This is a genomic window from Paludisphaera mucosa, assembly GCF_029589435.1.
GTDB lineage: Bacteria > Planctomycetota > Planctomycetia > Isosphaerales > Isosphaeraceae > Paludisphaera > Paludisphaera mucosa.
This window is the reverse complement of sequence record NZ_JARRAG010000001.1, coordinates 1,075,568-1,095,399: the sequence shown is the minus strand read 5'-3', so window position 1 is coordinate 1,095,399 and position 19,832 is coordinate 1,075,568. Positions and strand designations below refer to the sequence as shown.

Sequence of the window (19,832 nt, the reverse complement as noted above, 5' to 3'; positions counted from 1 at the left end):
GGACCTTTCGGTCCGGCCTCTTTCCTGCGCTCAACGATCGGCGAGCTGGGTCGCTGGGCTTCAGCGGTTGCCGGCGAAGCGGGGCGGAGTCCGCTTGACCGTGGCCGTCCTCCCGGCGGGGGCGTGGGCGGCCGCACGGGCGGCTCGCTGTGCGGCCATCCGGGCCGCGGCGGCGGCGCGGGCCGCGGCCTGCTTGTTGACGGTGACCTTCGTGGGCGAGGTCGGGGCCGGAGCCGGAGCCGGGGCGGGTGCAGGAGCCGGGGCCGGGGCCGGTGCGGGAGCCGGCGTCGGAGCCGGGTCGGTGATCGTCGGCGTGACGGTCGTCGTGGTGGTCGTGGTCGACCCTCCGGTCACCCCGATCGACGGGTCGGTCGTGGTGTCGGACGTCGTCGCGGGGGCGACGGTGGGGGAGGTCGTGGTGGTCGTCGTGGTGGTCGTCCCGGTGGGGACGTACTCGAAGGCGCCGACGTCGCGGGGGCCGAAGCCCGGGAGCTTGAGGCCGCGGGTCGTGGGGTTGACGTTCTGGAAGTTCCCCACGAAGTCGGTCTGCGACGCGATCGAGGCCAGGGCGTTGTTGATGGCCGCCGAGTTCGCCTGGAGGCCGAAGTTGGCGCTCAGGTAGAAGGCCGCCGGTCCGTCCGAGCCGGGCCGGGGGTCGATCGGCGAGACGAACGACGGGAACCCGGTGAAGTTGCCGAGGTTGGCCTGGGCGTTCGTGGCGTTGGGCCCGAGCTTGGTCAGGTCGAAGCCGTTGCCGACGTTGTACGCGGCCCACCAGGGGAGCGTGTCGCTGAGGCCGTTGCCCGAGAACATGTTGTTGTTGAGGATCAGGTGGCTCGGGGTCGCCGAGAAGATCCCCAGCCCGGTCCGGCTGGCCGTCTGGTCGTGGTTCTGCCAGAAGATGTTGTTGGCGAGGTAGGCCTGGTTGGACCCGGTCGAGCCGGAGTTCTGAGCCCAGAACCCGTAGGTGTTGTAGGCGAACGTGTTGTTCACCCAGTACGAGGTGGCGTTCGTCGGCGTGCCGCCGGCGTCGTTGACGTAGGCGCCGATGATGTTGCCGATGAAGCCGTTGTTCACGAACGACGAGGTGCCGTACCCCGAGGACGACGTGGCGGCCGAGACGCCCACGCCCGAGTTGATGAAGTAGTTGCGGTCGACCAGCATCGTCGAGTTGACCAGCGACAGGCCGACCGAGTTGGCGTTGGTCGCCCCCAGGGCCGGGTCGCCGATGAGCGACGAGGCGATGGTGAAGCCGGCCAGCTCCGTCTGCAGGGCCGCCCCGGTGGTGGGGTCGAAGAAGGCCGTCAGCCCGGTGGCGACGACGCTCGCCGCGGTGGCGGCCGAGATCGGCCGGATGATCGTCGACAGGGCGTTCCCCGCCGACAGGGCGGTGTCGGTGCTGCCGGCGCCGGCCGAGACGACGCTGATCTGGTTCCGCATCACCACCGTCTCGGCGTAGATGCCGGGCAGGACCGCGACCTTGTCGCCGAAGCCGGCGGCGTTGACCGCGTCGGTGATGGTGGCGTACGGATTCGCCCGCGACCCGAGCGTCTGCGTGGTGTCGGTGGCGAAGTTGGCGCCGACGAAGACCAAGTGGGCGGTCGACGGGCTGAACACCGCGAAGGTGACGGTGAGGTCGGCCCCCGGCAGGTTGCCGGCGATGTCGCGGATGCCGTTGGCGCCCGTCCCCAAGACCGTCAGCTGATACAGGCCGTTCCCCAGCACGACGGACGGCTTGAAGGTGACCCGCTCGCGGCCCTTGCCGCCGCCGCCGCCCTGGGCCGTCGAGTCGAGGAAGAGCACCTGGATGCTCGCCGGGTCGATCGTGATCGTCGTGCCGCTGGCGAACGTGCCGTCGGCGCCGGCCCTCACGAGCTGGATCTGCGACGTCGTCAGGTGCGTCAGGTCGAGGTTCTTGTTGGTCGAGAGCTGGAACCCGAAGCTGGACGTCGGGTTCGAGATCACCGAGCCGGACGCCGGGCTGTCGATCGTGACCGCCAGCGGGGTGCCGGCGGTGGTCGCCGTCCCGGTGTCGACCACGAACGAGTCCTGGGCGTTGGGCAGCAGGTTGTTGGAGATGTTGCCGCTCTGGTCGACGATCCGGACGCGGGCGATGTAGTAGCCGCCCACGGTGCCCGGGATCGGGATCAGGTTGCCGCTCGACCCGACGTTGTACGGCGAGCTGAGCAGGCCGGCCGTCGTCGGCACGAATCCGGTCCCGGCCTGGTCCTGGCCGACCGTCACCGCGAAGGCGCCGGTGGCGTTGGTCAGGGCGGTCCCGGCGTTGGGCCGGACGAACGCGGCCAGGTTGGCCGGCGCCGAGGCCGTATCCCAGTAGGTCGTCACGTCGCCGTTGCCGGTCATCGAGACGACGCCGATGTCGATGATCGCCGTCTGGCCCCCGAGCGGCACGAGCGCGGTGTTGGTGTTGGCGATCTGGCCGACGAACGTCGGGTTGGTGACGTTGGTCACGCTGTCGCCCACGACGTTGCTGTCGCTGGCGGCGGCCAGGCCGAAGCTCCCCGTGACGATGGTCGAGGGGACCGTGTTGATGATGAAGCTGCTGAAGAAGTCGCCGCCCGGGAAGCCGTTGCCCGAGGGGAGCGGCTGCTGGACGCCCGTCTGCGGGTTGTTGTTGTTGCTGAGGTTCTCGCCGTCCAGGGCGATGCCCTGGGGGTTGGCGAGGACGTTGGCGCCGTCGCCGACCAGGACGAACCGGTAGGCGTCGGACTTCAGGCTGATGCCGCTCGCGCCCAGGCTGACGCGGGCGAACCGGCCTTCGACGTCGTAGGTCAGCAGGCCGGCGAGGCTGATGAACGTGCCGGGGACGTTGTTGCCGGTCACGCCCAGGGCCTGCAGCCGGATGGTGTCGGCGTTGACCGTGTTGGGGTCGATCGGGCTGCTGAAGCTGAACTGCACGTAGTCGGGCGTCTGGTTCGAGCCGGCGGTTCCGCCCACCGAGTAGAAGTTCCGCGTGGTGAACACCCCCGCGGCCCCCGCGTAGATCGCCGTGACGGCGGTGACGGCGGGCGGGTGCAGGTCGACGAACTCGTAGGCGCCGATGTCGGTGAACGGGTCGGAACCCGTGCCGGCGTCGGGCGTCGTCGGGTCGTCGGCCCGGATGAAGCCCGCGAAGTCGCGACGGCCTAGGAACTGCCCGCGAAGCGGGATGTAGTGGAACGACCCGTCGACGTACGAAGGGCCGTCGGTCGCGCCGGGAGCGGCCGTCAGCGACGGGATCCAGAGGTCGTTGAAGCTGAAGATCCCCGAACCCGGCAGCGTCAAGATCTGCCGAGGATCGCTGGCGAAGGAATTTCCGCCGAAGGTCCCCGAGGCACCGGGGAGCTGCGTCCCGGTCAGCGTGGCCGGATCGGTCCGCGGCCCGTAGAACTGGCCGCTGGCCGGCTGGGTGACCGTCGGATAGATCGCGTTGCCGGCCGGGTTGGGGCCGATTTCGCTCCGGCCCGAATCGATGGCCGCGGACCCGGCCTGCAGCGCGAAGTTCAGGTTGGCGGGGTCGACGAACTTGGGATCGCCGAACTTCGGGCTGATGTTGCCGGAGAACCCGGCGTTGTTGGTGAGGACGACGTTCTGGCCGTTTCCGAAGAACAGGTTGCTCTGGAGGTTGGTCCCCCACATGTTGCCCGTCAACGAGAGGGCGGCGTTCGAGGAATTGGCGAAGATGTTGTTCATCGCCATCACGTAGACCTGCGAGTTGCTGTTCTGCCCGTTGAACGTCTCCGCGGCCGTCGAGACGGCCGTCGCGTCGTTGTAGAACGTGTTGTTCAGCAGGATCAGCATCTGCGGCGACTGGCCGCCGTCGTTGTTGCCGGTCTGCGAGTTGGCCTGGATGCCGACCGGCGTGTTGGAGATCGTCGAGTTGTACATGTACAACGTGACGCCCTGGCCCGGGAAGCCGAATCGGGTGCCGTCCCGCTGGATCGCGTTGCCGGCCGAGTTGTGGACGAAGACGCCGGCGTCGGAGAACGAGTCGATGTGCGTGTCGGAGATCCGCACGGCCATCCGGGCGTTGAGCTGGGTCGAGGGGCCTTCGTAGCCGGTCTTGAAATCCCGGAAGGGGAAGGCCGTGATGTCGGACGGGGCGTCGACCATGCCGCCGCCCTGAATCTCGATCCGCCGCATGTACCTGATGTCGGCGTTGTCGATCAGGCTCCCCTGCCGCGGGTCGTTCAGGTCGAACGTCGTCGCGGAATTGGCCCCGATGTAGATGTAGCCGCCGTCGCCGGCCGCCGGGGTCGTCAGGCTCTGATTGGCGTACGGCGTGAACGGCCCGACCGGGTAGCTGTTCAGGATGGTGTTGTTGGCCACGCCCCGCGCCGTCGTGCCGACGGTGGTGTCGCGGAGCGAGGTGATGATCACCGGCACCCGCTTCTGCCCGGTGCTCTGGTTGCCCGGGACGCCGAGGATTCGGATCTGGCTCCAGACGCCCGCGTCGGGGTTGTTGCCGCCCGTCGGGTCGACGTTGTCGTCGACGCCGGCGATGAACCCGGCCCCGCCGTTCGTCGTGGCACCACCGCCCGTGGACCCCGCTCCCGCCAGGCTGCCCGACCCCTGGGTCGAGTTCTCGCTGAGCAGCTTGACCACGACCGAAGCGCCCGGGCTGGCGATCCGCGTGCCGTCGGCCAGCAGCGTGTTGGGCAGCGCGGCCTGGATGGTCAGCGAGATGTTGGGCGGCGGCGGCGTCGTGTAGGACGCCGCCGGGAGGGGCCGGCTGAATCCGCTGAGGATGATCGTCCCGCGGAGGACGTACGTGATGTCCGTCAGGTCCCACAACGAGTCGACGAACTGGTTGCCGGAGGTGAAGGTCCCGGCGGGGTCGTTCACCTCGATGGGCCCGATGACCGCGAAATTGGACGAGGCGTTGGTGAGATAGGCCCGGGTCGCGAGCACCGCGAGGCCGTCGATGCCGTTGCCCTGCATCACGTTGCCGCGGAGGAACGGGTGGCCTGAGAGGAGCGGACGGAGCGGGTCGCCGGCCAGCAGGCCGTCGGGCTCGACCTGCATGGCCGCGTCGAAGTTGTTGAAGAAGTTGTTGTTGGTGACGTAGACACGCGTGCCGGCGCCGAACTCGAAAGGCGTGTTTTCGAAGGTGGTCTGCCGGGTGATGAACGAGAGGACCGACTGGGTCGGGAGGGTGATGTCGGCCGTGTTCACCGCGCCGCCGCCGTAGCGGAAGGTCGCCGCGTTGATCACCGCCTGGGCGCCGCTCTGGATGCCGACGCTCCCCCACAACGCGGGTCCGAGCGAGACGGGCGAGGCGTTGCCGGTCACGTTGATCGGGGTCGGGACCAGGGTGGTCGTCGCCAGATTGTCGAAGAGCGAGGTGAACAGCACCTGCGGATCGTCGGCGCGGAGGGCCTGGAAGTTGGCGCTCTCGGGGCTGTAGTTGTTGTCGAGGTCGAACTTGCTGATGTAGTCGCGCGATCCGACGTTGAGGCCGGCCTCGGGGTTGAGGACGCTCAGCGAGGAGTTCGTGCCGAACCGGAGCATGGAGCCGGAGTCGATGTAGAGCCGGTTGGCGACCCACCGCGTGCTCCCGCCCGTGTTGACCGCGTACTGCTGGCCGACGATGAGCTGGGCGAGGATGACGATCGGCAGCGGCTGGAACAGCGAGTAATGGGCCGGCTCGACGGCGTCGTTGGAGTCGGCCAGCCGGGTGGCGTCGGTCGGCTCGATGAAGCCGTTGCTCTGGGAGAGCAGCCAGATGCCGTTGAGGCTGTTGTTCTGGACCGTCACCCTGCGGATGACCGGGCCGCGGGCGGCCACGTCGTCGGACAGGAACGAGTCCATGTCCGCGCCGATGGCGCCCTGGGTGCCGCCGGAGGTCCCGGTGTCGGTCACGCGGAAGTTGGAGACGACGGGCCGGGTGTTGTACAGCGTGATGCCGCTGTAGGTCGTGCCGGAGCTCCGGGGCACGGCGCCGCCGCCGTAGCGGACGTTGCCGAAGTTCAGCCGCGACATCAGCTCGTCGGCCCCGGCGAGGGCCGGGAGGGCGGCGGACGTCGTGGTGGTGCCCACCCCGAGCAGCGTCCCGTCGACCGGGAAGAGGACGTCGGAGGCGCGGGTGAAGGCCCTCTGGTTGTAGTTCCGGAAGACGATGCCGCCCCAGTCGCCCGCCCGGGGCGAGGTGTTGGGGTTCCCGTTCGTGGCCCCGCCGATCGACGCGTCGTTATACGACGTGAAGTTCACCTGCTGAGAGGTGATCGAGTTGCCCTGGATCTGGAGGGCCGAGCCCTGGTTCTGCACGAACAGCGAAGCATTCAGCGCCTTCAACGTCGTCCCGGGCGTGAAGACCAGGGTCGTGTTGAACGGCACCGAGGTGCTGGCGTCGTTGTACGAGTTCGGCCCGGCGGGCGCCTGGAGCACGAACGGCTGCTGCGTGACGACCCCGGTGATCGGGTTGCGCTGGGGCGTCCCCGGGATCGCGACGGCCACGACCGGGCCGGTGTAGGCGAGCTGCTGGGCCGCGTACAGCACCGAGCGGTCGAACCGGCCGTTGCCGTTGCGGTCGTAGTTGGGGTTGAAGCCCGACAGGAAGTTCGACGAGGCGTTGAGCCCGCCGTTGGGGTTCCGGAAGGGGTTCGCCGGCGAGGTGTTCGGGTCGCCTTCGGGAGCGATCGTCGCATAGGGCCGGGCCAGGCTGCCGTCGGGCGTGGTCGACGGGTCGAACGGATCTTCCTGGTAGTCGGGCCGGGTGTAGAGGATGTGGTCGGTCGTGGCGACCACGAAGCCGGCCATGAAGGCGCCGCCGCCGACGCCGTCGCCGGTCATGCGGCTGACCGGGGCGGGCGTCGGGTAGCCCGTCGTGAGCAGGTCTTCGTAGTTGTAGATCGCGCGGTCGCCGGGGAAGATCTTCGTGGGGTCGGACGTGAAGGGGTGGAACTGGTTGCTGACGGTGCTCGTCGGGTTGCCGAGGAACTCGCCGTCGAGCTGGTTGCCGTAGATGTCGAAGATCCGCGTGTCTTCGCCGGCCGCGTCGATCTGGTTGGGGATGTAGGTGCGGTAGTAGTCGGCCGTCGTGAGGCCCGCCGGGTCGACCATCACCAGGCGGGTGCCGTGGGGATGGCTGGCGTCGGCCATGACCCAGGTGCCGTTGGCCGGATTCTGCCAGTAGAGCGCGACGAGCGTGCCGCCGACCCGCGTGAAGCCGGTGCCCGAGTCGGCCAGGCCGTCCTGCCCGAGGTCCCCGAAGTTGCCGTCGGCGGGCGAGCCGACCGCGTCGGCCGACCGCACGAGGCGGATCAGGTTGGAGTAGTCGATGGCCAGCCCGTTGGCGTCGTTCAGGGGCAGGGGGTTCGAGAAGTCGAACATCCAGGACGTCGGGGGCACCTGGGCCCGCACGCCGTTCAGGTCGTAGTAGGAGCCAGGCCCGCCGAGGGCGTTGTAATTGAACTGGTTGGCCGTGTCGGTCATCACCATGTTGGTGATGTACGCCGGCGACCGCTGGAGCTGGAAGACCAGCGAGTAGCTCGGCGTGCTGTCGCCCGAATTGAGCAGCGGGTTGCCGGCCGCGTCGAGCAACCCCGAGTGGGAGACGCCGTCGACCGTCCCCTGGCTGAAGGCCCGCAGGCGGTAGAGGCCGGCGGGGAGCCCGGGCGCGAGGGTCAGGTCGACCCGGCCCTGGTAGGTGCCGATGAAGTTGCCGGAGGCGTCGAACGTCGGCGGCAGGGGGACGTAGTTCGCCCGGGTGATGAACTGCGAGACGTCGAGGACCGTCCCGTTCGCCATGACGACCTGGAGCTGGTAGTTGCTCAGGTTGACCGCCGTGCTCGGGTCGAGGGCCGGGAACACGACGTTGTTGGGCGTCGCCAGGTAGGCCGCGGCCTGCTGGGAGGGGTCGATCACGTAGAGCGAGAGGCCGGGCAGGTCGGAGACGTAGAACGGGAAGGGAGACTGATCGAGCTGGGCCGCGCCGGTGATCGTCGGCGACGTCAGGTCGACCCGGAAGGCGCGGTCGAGCTGCGAGGCGGCGCCGGGCAGCGGCGGCTGGTCGGCCTGGCCGACGACCACCACGCGGGCCCGCTGGAAGCCCTCGGGCAGGATGGTCGGGGCCGTGAATCGGAAGGCGCCGTTGGCGTCGGTCACGCCCTGGAAGTTGGGGTTGCCCGCGACGCCGCGGCCGCCGGCGCCCACGCTCAGGTCGAAGTTCCCGCCGTTCAGCGAGTTGAACTGGACGTAGTAGTTGAGGTTGGCGACCGTCCCCGGGAAGGTATTGAAGACCTGGCCGATGAACTGGGGCTGGGTCGCCCGCGTGTCGGAGTCGCCGGCGATCCCGGTGTCGTTGGTCGAGGCGGGGTCGAGCGCGAACGACGTGATGACCGGGGCCTGCACGAGCAGGAAGCCCAGGTCCTGGAGGAAGTTGCCGCCGGCGACGCCGTCGCCCGACGGGAACGACCCGTTGAAGTTGCCGTCCAGCTGGTTGCCGACCGCGTCGGTCACGCCGCCCGGCCCGCTGATCACGATGATGGCGTACTGGTCCGAAGGCAGGGCGGTCTGCGGGAGCGCCGAGAAGTCGAGCGTCGCCGTGTTGTTGGCGGCGTTGTAGTTGATCGTGACGCGGGGGTCGAGCGACAGGTTGACGACGCCGGGCGCGTTCCAGGCGCCGGCGCCGTTGCGCCGGGCGACGATGATGTTGTTCTTGGTGATCGTCGCCGGGTTCATCGGCTTCGAGAACTGGACCGACACCTGGCGTCCCAGGGTGCTGGTGGCGGCGACCGTGGGGGCCGTCACGTCCTGGAGCAGGAACGAGATCAGGCCCGACTGCTCGAGCTGCTTGCCGTCGGTCGACGTGACGGGGCCCGTGACGACGTAGGTGTAGACGCCGTTCGCCGTCGCGGTCACGCCGCTGTTGAACGTGAAGGTGTAGGGGAAGCGGACGACCGTAGGCGTGTTGGGGTCGTCGACCGGGATCGGGGCCCCGACCGAGACCGTGACGCCCGCCGGCGTCGTGATGAACTGGATGTCGCCGGCCGACAGGCTGGAGACCAGCACCGGCTTGCTGAAGACGACCTCGATGTAGCTCGGGGTCGTCGTGACGACGGTGCTGTTCGCCGGGGTGGTGGCCGCGACGGTCAGGACGTCGACCGCGGAGACGGCCGCGACGGCGTTGATCATGCCGTAGCCGCCCTGGGCGTTCCAGTTGCCCTGGCCGGCCCCGTTCAGGGACTGGGTGGACGAAATCAGTGCGGCCTTGATCTCGGCGACGGTCGAGTTGGGCGCCTTCTGGAGCATCAAGGCGGCGACGGCCGCGGCGTTGGGGGCCGCGGACGACGTCCCGAAGAAGCTCGGCAGGTTCTGCGACAGGTTCGTCGTCGTCGCCGGCTGGCCCGGGAACGGCGGGTTGTTCGTCTGGAAGATCTGCCCGAAGAACGTGGTGTTGCCGCCGTCGGGGGCCGAGATCACCGGGTTCAACACGGTCGTCGGCGACGAGAGCAGATTGCCGTTCACGTCGCGGGCGATGATCGTGGGCCCGAACGAGCTGAAGGGCTCGCTGGCCAGCGGCTGCTGGTTCAGGTACGGGGCCGTCGCCCACCAGGGCACGGCACCGACGCCGATCGTGTTGATCGTCGAGCTGTGGCCGAAGGTCGTGGGGTAGTACGTCCCCCCGGCGGAGCCGAACTGCTGCGAGACCACGATCGTCTGGTTGCCGCCGGCGACGAACTGGACGTGGCCCGGGTCGGCTCCCTTCACGACCTGGATCGCGATGGTGTACGTGCCGGGGTTGGCGATCACCACGCCCTGGATGGGGGCCTGGGTGGCCGTGTTGTCGTCGACCCCCTGCCCCGCCGGGTTCACGATCGCGCCGTTCGCGTCGAGGACGTAGAAGTTGAGCTGCGACGTCACCGTGTTCGTCGAGCCCGCGGGCTGCTGCGTGGCGTACGGCTGGTCGAACTGGAAGATGAGGGTCGAGTTGGCCGTCGTGGTCGTGATCGGCAGCTGGAAGACCGCCGCGCCCGAGCCGGGGTTGAAGTTCATGAACCGGCCGGCCCCGATGGAGCCCACGGTCCCCTGGGCGCCGCGGAAGCTCGACAGATAGCCGCTGTCCTGCGAGTTGCCGGCCGCACTGAAGTAAGGGATGTTCTGGGCGGTGACCGCGTTGACGGCCTGGGAGATGACGCCGTCCTGGAAGAACGGCTCGGTGGAGTAGCCGACGTCGTCGACGATGATGTCCGAGCCGGCGGCGGCCAGGGCCCTGATGTTGTTCGCGAAGCTGAGCTGGTCGATGAAGGCGGTGGCGAACTGGAGCGACGCGCCGGGGGCGATGTCGTAGATGTTCTGCGCCATCGCGCGGCCTTCGTCGGCCTCGCCCGCCAGGTCCTGGAGGATGTTGACGTTGCCGGGGAGGTCGCCGGTGGAGACGTCGGTCGCGTAGCCGCCGAGGGCGTTGAAACTGTCGCTGAGCACGCCGACGGTGGTGCCGGCGCCGGTGACGTTGAACCGGGTCGAGGCCGCGTCCGCGAGCAGGGCCGTCTGGGCCTGGTTGTTGGCGATGCCCTGGTAATGCACGAACGGCTTGAGTTCGGGCGAGCCCGCGACGAGGCTGGGGATCTGCGCCGTCGTGTAGAGCTGGTTGATGGGCATCCAGCCGTTGACCATGCCGTAGAGCGGGCTCGACGAGGTCACCTGCATGCCCAGGTTCGTGACCGTCGTACGGAACGTGTCGAAGTCGCCCCAGGTGGTGAGGCTGATCAGCACCGAGCCGTTCTTGATCTGCAGCAGCGGGAACGCGGCCGCGAGGGCGTTCGAGTCGCTCACGCCGCTCTGCTGCTTTTGGTACAGCGTGATCAGCTGGCCGCCCAGGGGGGCCATCGGGCCGTCCTGGATGTCGCCGATGTCGGCCGACGTGGCGTGCCAGACCGGATTGCCGCCCAAGAGGGCGTCGGTCGCCAGCAGGACGCGCCCCTCCAGAAATTCGAGCCGAGGGGAGCCCTGACGCTTTGCGTGATGCCGGCCGCGACGCCGATCGGGCCCCTTGTCACTCCCACCCGCCTTGAAGCTCCCCATCGACAGACTCCCCCGGTTTGCGTTGAAAGCCCCACCACAAGGCGAACGTCGCGTACCGTCGCGACGCGCCCGGGTCGGACCCTCTGCCGTCAAGGTGACCCCGACCGAACTCGCGATCCCGGCGTCGGCGAGGAAACCCTCGCACCCCGCCCGCCGGCCGCGCGGCACTCCGCGACCGGCCCTCGCGAGGCCGCCCGCTCCCGCCCCGGCATGTTCTTCGAAGGCCGCGAAGCGGCCCTCCCGACTGTCACGTCCACGACCCGGACCCGCCGCCCCGCCGCTCCGCCCCGCTACGGGGACGTCGCCGCGAGATCGCCGCGTCAGGCCCTCGATCCCTCGCCCGCCCGCCCCACGACCCGGCCGGACGGCACGGAGAAGTCGAGCGAGACGGCTGGCTCTCTAGTGATTGGCTCCATGCACGCAGTCAATGATGATCTTAAGGATTCCGTTCGTCAAGCCCCGGGTCGGAAAATTCGGTGGGATGTGGATCGACGGGGGCGTCATCAGGCGATTCGGGGCCGGCGCCATTTTGGGGATGGCGACTCATACGACAGTCTGGCCCATGGAATCCGGTTGTCAAAACGAGCGGGGGATCGAAGTGGCGGCGGGGGTGGAGCCTTCAGCGGTCGCCGGGAAGGGGGGGGTGGAGCGGCGATTCCGAGCCGCACGGGACGCGGCGGTCGCGACGGTTTCCTGCGCCGCGGGCCGCCGTTTTCGGGGATCCCGACTTCAGTTCCCGAGGCCTTCGGTCGAGATCGCGACGTCGAGGGCGAGTAGATCGCGCACGAGCCCGGCCGGGTCGCGATAGACGAGGCCCAGGAGCCCCGCGTCGCGCGCACCCTGCACGTTCTCCTCGACGTCGTCGATGAAGACGCAGGATCCGGCCGGCGCGCCGACCGCGGCGACGCAGGCGTCGAAGAAGGCCCGGCCGGGCTTCATGGCGAGGGCCTCGTGCGACAGCACGACGTGGTCGAAGTGGTCGATGGTCTCGCGGAATCGACGGCGGTAGAAGGCCGACTGGATCGCGTTGGTGTTGGATCCCAGCAACAGGGTGTAGCCTGCGGCCTTCAATTCGGCGACCAGCGCGGCGACCGGCTGGTTCAACTCGAAGATGTCCTCCCAGTCGGCGACGAATTCCTCGAACGGGATGTCGAGCCCGACGGCCTCCTGGACGCGGGCCGAGAATTCCTCCGGCGTCAGCCGACCGGCCTCGAACTCCGCCAGCAGCGCCTTCACGCCGCGCGCCTCGACCATCTCCTGGAACGCCCCGGCCGAGAGGCCCAGCCGCGCGCCGAACTTGCGGTAGATGATGCCGTAGTCGAAGAAGGCGAGGACGTTCCCGAAGTCGAACATCAGGGCCGGCAGGCGCATGGATCAGTTCCTGAGTGGGGACGAGGCTGGCGGTTGGGCGGGCTCGGGACCGACGGAACCGTAGGCCCGCCAGACCTCGGGGGCGACCGACGGCGTGACGACGCGGGCCGAGCCATCGAGCATCAAGAGATTCAGGCCCTGGACGTGCGCGCTCGACGCCGTGACGTCGGCCGAGCGGCCGTCCCGCGCTACCCGCGAAACGGGGAGCCAGGGCGGCGAGACGTGGTTGTACAGGGTGTAGCGGAAATCCGCGGGCTTCCATGTGGAACCGGCGTCGCCTTTCCAGGGACCGTCCGTCCAGACCTGGGCCCCATCCCCCGCGGCGGAGTTGGTGAGGTCGACGACCTGGTAGTTCGCCGGCGCCCGTTCGTCGCGGCCGTTTCCGACGAGTCGCTCGCAGAAGGCGGCGGTGAAGCTCAGGCCGTCTCGGCGTTCGACCTCGGCCAGGCGATACGACCGGCCGACGGCGAATGGGCCGTCGCTACCGCCCAGGTCCGAGCCGACGTTTGCGCGATAACTGACCGGCGATGGGAAACGGCCGGACATGACCTCGGAGTCGCTGGGGCAAAGGAAGCCGGCCACCGGAATCCCCTGGGGCGTCGGGCCGCGGAGGCCGGGGAGGTTGCTCCCCTCGCGGTCGACGCCGAGCAGGCTCGGCACCCCCAGGGCCTCGAGCATCGTCGCGAGCGGTCCCGGCGGGGCCTTGTCCATCGACTCGTCGATGCGGAGAGGGACTGCAACGGGGGGCAAGGAGCGGGAGGCTCCGTCGTAATAGGCGAGCGCCTGGCCGACCTGGGCCAGGTTGCGCTGGCACATGGACAACCGGGCCGATTCGCGGGCCCGCGTCAGCCCCATCAGGATGAAGAGGAAGACGACCCCGAGTACGAAGAGGCCGACCACGACGTCGGCCACGGAGAGTCCGGCGGGGGCGGCTGAACCGCCCCGACCGGCGCGAAACGTGGGTGACCGCGACACGTCGTCAATCCTTCACGGTCAAAAGGGCGTCGCCCGAGCCCACGTTGCCGGCGGCGTCGGTCGCGCGGATCATGAGCAGGTGGACGCCCGGCTTCAGGTCGGGGAGCGTAAGCGAGGCTTTCTCGGCAAGTCCGTCGAAGAGGCCGTCGTCGGGAAAGGTCGAGGCCCAGGAGCCGCCGTCGACGGCGTACTCGGCCTTCACCAGTCGAGTGAGGTCGTCGCTCAGGGTGACGGCCGCCTTGCGACCGTCGGGCGCGATCGCCACCTTGGGCGCGTCATGGTCGACGAGGAACGCCGCGCTCTCGCGTTCGCGCTTGAGGGCGTCCTCGGGGCTGTTCGAAGGCCGGTCGCTCGCCACCAGCCGGACCTGGTAGCGGCCCGACGGGAAGGCCGAGGTGTCCCACGAGTAGGACTTCTCGGCGATCGGGGCGTCGGTCAGGTTGATCCAGGTGGGCCAGCCCTCCTTGCGGGCCTGGACCAGGTAGTTCAGGTCGTCGTCGTTGGGGTCCGTCACCTCCCAGCGGATGTTCAGCTTGGCCTGCTTGGCCGCACCGTCGGCGACGGAGACGTCGGGCGTCTCCAGCTTGTTGATCTCGGGGTGGAGGTTCATCGAGCGGTAGGCGACGGCCACCGAACGAAGCTCCGGCGACCGCTTGGGGTCGCGGGTCGCAAGCTTGACGCGATACTGGACGAAGCGGCCGACCGGGGCCTGCGCCTGGGCGTTCTTCGAGTCGGACTGCTCCGCCGACCAGGCCGACCAGGTGGGGTCGGGCTCGCCGACGTTCCCGGTCCGAACTTGCAGCGCGATCGACGTCCCTGGGGGCGTCTCGCCCTGCCAGCTCAACGAGCCGAAGCGGCTCGGCAACTTGGCGTCGAACACATCGGAAACCAGCTCGCCGTGGTCCGTGACGTTCGCGGCCAGCCGGACGACCGCCCCGGGATCCCCCGCGCCGATCAGCAATTTCCCGCCGGGTTCGGCCAACAGGGCGAGGATCTGGCCGTTGTCCAGCTTGGCCAGGGGCGTATTCTCGGAATCGCCCTCGCGGACCTCGTACAGCACGCCGTCGGGGCCCGTGCCGACGAGCAGGCGATCGTCGATCCGGGCGAGCGCGAAGATCAACGCCTTGGCGCGGAAGACCTCGCGCACGACGCCCTCCTGGTCGATCCGGTAGACCGCGTTCTCGCCGGGAAGGGCCGGCTTGGGCGCGGCCGAGCCCCCCGCGGGGGCTGCCTTCGCCGAGGGTGCCGCGGCGGCGTCGACCGGCGGGACCTGGGCGACGGCCACGGCCTGCGACCTCGCCCCCGCCGCCTCGCCGCCCTTCTCCGGCTCCTGCATCGAGAAGAGGCCCAGGCCGGCCGTCTTCTGGCCGCCGCCGGCCTCGGCCGCCGTACCGGCGTAAAGCGCGCCGTCGGGGCCGACGAGGAGCGTGCGGACCTCGGATTGGGGGGCGTCGTACAGGACCGACGCCTTGCCGTCGGGCGCGACGCGGTAGATCAGCCCTTCGCCGTCACCGCCCGCGTAAATTGAACCGTCGGGACCCGTCGCGACGGAGAGCAGGTGGGCGGACTTGGCGTCGTAGGCCAGCGTCCAGGCCCCGTCCCCGCTGCGCTTCCAGAGCTGGCCGTTGGGCCCGGTCGCGGCGTAAAGGTTTCCCTTCGCATCGGCGGCGATGTCCCAGATGTAGAGCACGGCGGGATCGGGGCGCGACGACGGATGCTTCGGGTCGGTCAGCTCGACGACCTTGCCCGAGGGCCCCGTGCCGACGAACACCTTGCCGTCGGCGGTGGCCGCGAGGCTGAGAGCCTGGCCGTCGGGGTCGTCGAGGACCTGCTCCCAGGCCGCCGGCTCCTTGGGGGCGAGGCGGAAGACGCGGCCCGAATCGCCCGTCGCGGCGTAGACCGCGCCGTCGGCCGCGCGGGCGAGGTCCCACACGCGATCGGCGGCCAGAGGGGCCGTCGGCACGAGGGCTCGGCCCAGGCGGACGCGGCCCTGGTCCGAGACGACCACGCCCTCGCGGTGGTGCCTGGCGAAGGCCGAGGCCGATTCCTGCCGCCAGGTTTCCAGCTTGGCGTAAAGCCGGATCGCGCCGGCCGCGACGAGGGTCGTCGCGATCGACGCGATCATCAGGCACCGAGATAAAGGACGCCGACGCCGAAACTGGAGATCCGTCATGTCGATCCTCGTCGTTCGTGAAGTCGGGCGTCCGGCCCGATCACTTCAACGATAACGAGAGCCCGGCGTCCTTGGCCACCGTGAACTGCAGCGTCTGGTTGCCTTCGACGACCCAGGGGGTGGCCGCGGCCTGGATCAGGTCCGAGCGGATGGCCGACGCAGGCGCCTGCCGTTTCGAGCCGAACGCCGCCCGGGCGCTGGCGGGTAGGTTGGGCAGCGACTCGCCGTTCACGGCCAGCCCGCGGTCGGGCGTCTGGACGTGCAGGTAGACCTCGGTCCGCTTGGGCTCGGTCTGCATCTTGAGCGAGGCCAGGATCGCCTGCAGGTCGCGGGGCTCGTTCAGGACCGGATCGTTGCGGAACCGCCGCCGGGCGCTGCCGGACAGGTCGCAGACGACGGCCTCGTGATTGCCCTCGGGGAAGTCGCCGGGGATCTTCACCGCCGCCTCGACGACCTCGCGCTCGCCCTTGTAGGGCTTCAGCGTGACGAACGCCCGCAAGGTCTGGCCGGGCTCGACGGTCACCGACTGGAGCCGGACGGACTCGATCGTCGCCACCCTGCGGCCGTCCTCGATCTCGACGTCGCAGTCGATCGACTCGATCCGGACCGGGGCCATCGGGTTCTTGACGAGGATGTTCACGATCGACGAGAGCGGCCCGAACAGGGCCGAGGCCCCCATCTGGCCGGTGTAGCGGGGGCCGCTGAACGTGTCCTGCATCACGATCGTCTCGCGGTCGTGGAGGTGGACCTCGGCCTTGAGGCGGGCGGTGAGTTCCTCGGGCAGGTTGCCCTCGGTGTCGATCGCGCTGGTGAGGACCGACATCATCAGCGACGAGGTCAGCGACGGCTCGCGGACCATCTGGACCTTGTACGTGTGGGCGTCGGCGTACTTGCCGGTCTTGACCCGCACGGTCATCGGCAGCATGTCGGGCTTCGCCCCGACCCGTCCCGCGACGCCCGTGCTGACGTCGGCGTCGACCACGCCCACCACCTTGAGCGGCGAGCCCATCTTCATGCTCACGCTGGCGCGGGGGTACACGGTATGGATGTAGCCGGTCATCATCGGGAACTCGCAGTTCCCCAGGCTGAACATCGGGTGGCCGAAGCCGTAGACCCGGTCGCCCTCGACGTGCGTCACCGTGCCGATGCCCGAGAGGTCGAAGTCGCCCATCACCATGGCGATGCTGAGCGGCGAGCCGGGCGCGAGCGGCTTGTCCCCCTCTCCGCGGACGATCTCGTCGCCCGCGCGACCGCCCGACATCGGCGCCATGCCCAGGGGCCGCAGCTTGTCGTCGAGCATCGCCAACGCCCGCGGGCTGAACCCCGAGGCCGCCAGCGGCGTGGCGATCGGGATCATCCCCGCGCCGCCGCCCGAGACCCGCAGCGGCATGGCCGACCGATTCGCGGCCGGTTCGTCCCCGATCGGCCCGTCGACGTCCATCAGGTACGACACGGAGGCCTGGATCGGCGTGTTCACGTCCTTGTCGCGCGCCTCGGCGGCGACCTTGCGGTCGCTGGCGCGGACGTATTGCACCATCTGCTGGAAGGGGGTCACGCCGGCGATCGGGTCCTTCGCGAACTCCCAGGCGAAGGCCACGGCCCCGACGAGCTTGCCGTCGATGTAGATCGGGCTGCCGCTCATCCCCTGGATGATGCCGGCGTGCTCCAGGTTGCAGCCGGTCAGGCGGCAGAGGACCATGTCGCGGCCGGGGGAGACGTCCCTCATGACGCCCAGGACCTCGGCCCCGAACTCCTCGAGCTTCGTCCCCACCATCACGGTCTGGCCGACGCCCTTCATCCCCGGTCGCAGGTCCTTCACGTCCCAGTACGTCTTGGCGTCGGGCTCGCCGGCGAGCGCCGCGGTCGACGCCCCCAGCAGGGCCAGGGCCCAACCCATCCCCAGCACGACTCCACCTCGCCGGACCGTCATGGATCGCATGGCACGGGATCTCCCTGGAACAGGGGCGGCCGAAGGGTCACATGGTCACGGGATCGAGCAAGGAGAGGGGAGGACTCGAACCCCGGCGCGTCCTGGCGCGTTGCGGACGTCGTTGCGGCGAGGGCCGGATCGACCCATTGCCGCAGCCCGACGATCGACGTCGGGAGGCACGACGCTCACCGGTGTGCAAGTCCGCAGAATTGCTCCATCCTGGATGCTCTCATCTGAACTTTACAACTCCCTCATCATCGCGTCAACGAATACTTCGCGTTTCCTATCATCGGATTTTCCGATCATCCACTTCATAGCCATCTGATGTCGCAGGGCAACGTCGGTCGATCCGAAGGCGCGATCCTCATCGTCGCCGGACGACCAGGGGATTGCATAATGTTGAAACAAGGTTAAACTCCCGGAGATCGAAGGTCCGCGTTGCGACCATTGCGACAGCCAGGGAGCCACCCATGTTGAACCTCTCGGGAACGACTGGCGGACGTGACGCGGGCATGACCCGGCGAACGCTCATTCGCGCCGGCACGCTCGGCCTGTCGGGGATGACCCTCGCCGACCTGCTTCGGGCGAGGGCCGCCGGCGGGGTGGCGAAGCGAGGGGCCGACGACCCTTCCGTCATCCTCATCTGGTTGGACGGCGGGCCGCCCCAGCATGAGACCTACGATCCCAAGCCCGACGCCGCCGCCGAGGTGCGCGGCCCGATCGGCTCGATCGCGACGGCGGTCCCCGGGATCCGGATCTCGGAACTGCTCCCGCGGCACGCGGCGATGATGGACAAGGTCTCGCTGCTCCGCTCGGTGCACCACGACAACGACGACCATTTCACGGCCGCCCACTGGATGCTGACCGGCTACTCGGGCCCCAACGGCATCAACCAGACGCCCGTCAACCCGTCGTTCGGCTCGGTCCTCTCGCGCGTCAAGGGGGGCAAGAAGGCCGGCATCCCGGCCTACGTGGGCCTCCCGAACACCCACACCGTGGGGCTGCCGATCGGATACCACGGCGCGGCCTACCTGGGACGCAGTTTCGACCCGTTCAACGCCGACGGCGACCCCAACACCGACGCGTATCACGCCACCAGCCTCGATCTGCCGGCGGGGGTGGACGTCGGTCGCCTCGGGTCGCGTCGCGAGTTGCTTTCCCGCTTCGACGCCGCCCGCGAGCGGATCGACCGCTTCGCCGGGGCTTCGGACGTCGACCGCTTCCAGGACGCGGCGTTGGCGATGATCAGCGGCCCGGAGGCCCGCGCGGCGTTCGACCTTGGCCGCGAACCCGCCCACCTCCGCGACCGCTACGGCCGCCACACCTGGGGCCAGAGCGCCCTGCTCGCCCGCCGCCTGGTCGAGGCCGGGGTCCGGTTCGTGACCCTGACCTTCGGCGGCTGGGACTGGCACGCGAGCATCGAGAAGGGGATGCACAACGTGCTCCCCGTGCTCGACGCCGCGGTGGCCGGCCTGATCGAAGACCTCAACCAGCGCGGGCTGCTGGAGTCGACGATCGTCCTCGTGATGGGCGAGTTCGGCCGGTCGCCCCGGCTCAACAACGGCCTGCCGCAGGATCCGATCCCGGGCCGCGACCACAACGGCCGGGTCATGAGCGTGCTCGTCGCCGGCGGCGGCTTCGCGGGCGGCCAGACCATCGGCGCATCCGACCCGCGCGGGGGCTCGCCGGCCGATCGTCCCGTCCGGCCGCAAGACATCATCGTCACGCTCTACGACCGCCTCGGCGTCGATCCCGAGACGACGTTCCAGGACCGCACCGGCCGACCGATCACCGTCGGGTCGACCGGGATGATCATCCCCGAGCTGTCGGGGTCGACCGGCCGGGCCTGATTCAGGCCTCGGTCGAGGGGTTGTCCTTCGGCTCCGCCTCTCGCTCGCTTCGGGCCGCCTCGGCGACGACCCGGAGCTGGCGGCGAAGGTCGTCGACATGGTCGCGGACCATCGCGCGACGCTTCTCGCGAGCGTACAGCCAGGTGGCGACCCAGTCCCAAAGCGCTACCAGGAGTGTGACGACGATCAGCACCAGCACGACCAGCCAGAGGACGACGAAGGCGACGTTCCCCTTCCCTTCAACCTTCGGCTCGATCCACGACCCGGCGTAGACCACGACCGCCACGCTCGCCAGCACGAAAACGCCCAACCAGCGGCGGACGTCCTGGCGGCGGTAAAACGCGCCGTCGAGTTCCGACAGGTCCCACCGCGCCCGGTGCTCGTACCATTGCCGGAGCCCGAGGAAGAGGGAGATCAACGAGACGCCGATGGCGAGCCCCTGACTCGCCGACTGCAAGTCGGTCGCGACGGCCATGGCGCGGGCTCCTGGTGCTGAGGGGCTCGGTGC

At 69.4% G+C, this 19,832-nt stretch carries 7 protein-coding genes; 1 reads left to right on the top strand and 6 read right to left on the bottom strand.

The features are described 5' to 3' along the window. Window positions 1–60: 60 nt before the first annotated feature. The 5 genes from PZE19_RS04530 to PZE19_RS04510 all read right to left on the bottom strand — a co-directional run bounded on the left by PZE19_RS04530 (window position 61) and on the right by PZE19_RS04510 (window position 17,483). The gene (locus PZE19_RS04530; protein WP_277859381.1) at window positions 61–11,025 is read right to left on the bottom strand and encodes an Ig-like domain-containing protein; all 10,965 of its coding nucleotides are present in this window, start codon (window positions 11,023–11,025) and stop codon (window positions 61–63) included. A gap of 729 nt (window positions 11,026–11,754) precedes the next feature. Beyond that, window positions 11,755–12,396, bottom strand: a complete 642-nt coding sequence (locus tag PZE19_RS04525; protein ID WP_277859380.1) for an HAD family hydrolase — start codon at window positions 12,394–12,396, stop codon at window positions 11,755–11,757. A 3-nt stretch (window positions 12,397–12,399) separates the two neighbouring features. Continuing rightward, a complete protein-coding gene (locus PZE19_RS04520) occupies window positions 12,400–13,371 on the bottom strand; it encodes a DUF1559 family PulG-like putative transporter (RefSeq protein WP_277859379.1) in 972 nt (323 codons plus the stop codon). Between the two features lie 4 nt (window positions 13,372–13,375). Further along, window positions 13,376–15,496: a hypothetical protein gene (locus PZE19_RS04515; protein ID WP_277859378.1), complete on the bottom strand. Its 2,121-nt coding sequence runs from the start codon at window positions 15,494–15,496 to the stop codon at window positions 13,376–13,378. 88 nt (window positions 15,497–15,584) lie between these two features. Next, window positions 15,585–17,483: a SpoIVB peptidase S55 domain-containing protein gene (locus PZE19_RS04510; protein ID WP_277859377.1), complete on the bottom strand. Its 1,899-nt coding sequence runs from the start codon at window positions 17,481–17,483 to the stop codon at window positions 15,585–15,587. A gap of 503 nt (window positions 17,484–17,986) precedes the next feature. On the opposite strand from PZE19_RS04510, the gene PZE19_RS04505 reads away from it, so the two are divergent. After that, window positions 17,987–19,324, top strand: a complete 1,338-nt coding sequence (locus tag PZE19_RS04505) for a DUF1501 domain-containing protein (protein ID WP_277859376.1) — start codon at window positions 17,987–17,989, stop codon at window positions 19,322–19,324. Window position 19,325: 1 nt separating this feature from the next. Here the strand turns inward: PZE19_RS04505 and PZE19_RS04500 are convergent, their stop codons facing one another. Further along, complete coding sequence (locus PZE19_RS04500) at window positions 19,326–19,799, bottom strand: hypothetical protein (RefSeq protein WP_277859375.1); 474 nt, start codon at window positions 19,797–19,799, stop codon at window positions 19,326–19,328. Window positions 19,800–19,832: the final 33 nt, after the last annotated feature.